At 70.9% G+C, this 1,409-nt stretch carries 3 protein-coding genes; all 3 read left to right on the plus strand.

Annotated elements, in window-relative coordinates; genetic code table 11:
* Nucleotides 1-527: hypothetical protein (locus ACFRAL_RS17370; protein WP_378885385.1), on the plus strand; the 527-nt coding region annotated here is incomplete at its 5' end.
* Nucleotides 528-579: 52 nt separating this feature from the next.
* Nucleotides 580-960 (plus strand): hypothetical protein, encoded by a 381-nt coding sequence (locus ACFRAL_RS17375; protein ID WP_375821560.1) that lies wholly within the window; start codon nt 580-582, stop codon nt 958-960.
* Between the two features lie 124 nt (nt 961-1,084).
* The coding region (locus ACFRAL_RS17380; RefSeq protein WP_378885387.1) for a hypothetical protein at nt 1,085-1,409 on the plus strand (325 nt) is incomplete at its 3' end.

Here is a 1,409-nt window from a genome sequence, read left to right on the forward strand (position 1 = left end):
GACGGCACCGGATCAGGGCTCAGGGCGGGGCCCAGGCCCTCCAGCAGCTCCGGCCCGCGACCGTTCCCGGGGTCACGTGGGCGGACGCTGCCCTGGGGACGAACCTGACCTCCACCCACGGCGCCGACACCCCGTCCCTGTTCCTCCAGTCCCCCAGCACGACCGTGAACACGGCCAAGTCGAGCATCCGGCTGCACGGCGGATCCCCGACCGTCAACGCCAACCGGATTGAGGCCGTCACCCAGGTGTTCGAGATCACCGGTTCGGTGACCGCGGCCAACCTCCAGGGCGGGCAGGCGTCCACCGCGGCACCCGGCGCCGGAGGCGGGGTCACGTCCGTCAACGTCGTGTTCCCGACTCCGTTCCCCAGCACGCCCGCGGTGACGATCGACCCCCGGTCCGCGGCCGACCCCTCCGGCACGGTGATTCGTGGCTATGTCGACAGCGTGACCACAACCGGTTTCACCATCCGCGCGTACCGCTCCACGAACGCGCTCACCAACTGGTCATGGATCGCTTACGCCTGACCTAGTGCACACCGCGTAGACAGGATGCACGCACATGAGTAGGGTCCCGGCCATGGCAACCGAGCCGCAGTACAAGAGCATCCGCGTGTCCGTGGACACGCACCAACGCGTGCACGACCTGGCCGCGCGGCTGGGCAAGAGCGCGGATGAGACCCTGCAATTCCTGCTGGGCGACCACACCGTCCGCATCCCCGCCGGGCCCGTGCTCCAGGACCGTTGGGAGGAGGGCGCACGCAAGGCCGGCCTGCCCCTGGCGGAGTTCGTCGTGGTGTGCGTGGAGGGCTCCATGACGTACGGCGCGCCCCCGTCCGGTCTTCAACTGGTGTTCGAGCACGTACAGGCGCTCACCCGGGCCGCGGGCGTCAAGCCGATCCCTGTCAACGTGAAGCCCACACGGCCCCCCGGCCCGTCCACACGGCGTGCACACCCGTGATCCGGCGCGCGCTCACGGCCGTCCTCGCGGTGGCCAGCACGGCCGTGCTGGTCTACCTCGGGGGCGCCGCCCTCACCCCGGCGCCCTGTGCGCCCCCGACCGATCTGCACCAGGAAAGGACGCCATGACCACCAAGAGCGACGGCACCGAGAACCCCCCGGGCACCGAGGCCGCGACCGAGGTCAAGGAGGAGGCCGCCGAGGTCAAGGAGGAGATCAAGGACACCAAGGAGGAGGCCGCCGAGGCACGCAAGGAGGGGGACACCGACCGGGCGGACCGCCTGGAGGCCAAGGTGACCGGCCTGGAGGGGAAGCTGGACACCCTCCTGGGCAAGATCGATTCCCTGATCAGCCGCCCGTTCCACCCCGCGCCCCAGGAGCGCGCCGACGACGCCGGCGCCACCGAGAGCACGGACAAGAAGGGGGCCGGCGCCGAGTCCAGCGACACCT

Origin of the sequence: Microbacterium sp. NPDC056736, assembly GCF_042790415.1 — a bacterium.
In the GTDB taxonomy this organism is placed as follows: domain Bacteria; phylum Actinomycetota; class Actinomycetes; order Actinomycetales; family Microbacteriaceae; genus Microbacterium.

What these genes read in the sequence shown, in the direction of transcription:
- ACFRAL_RS17375 (WP_375821560.1), top strand. Translation starts at nt 580, where the DNA reads ATGGCAACCGAGCCGCAGTACAAGAGCATCCGCGTGTCCGTGGACACG.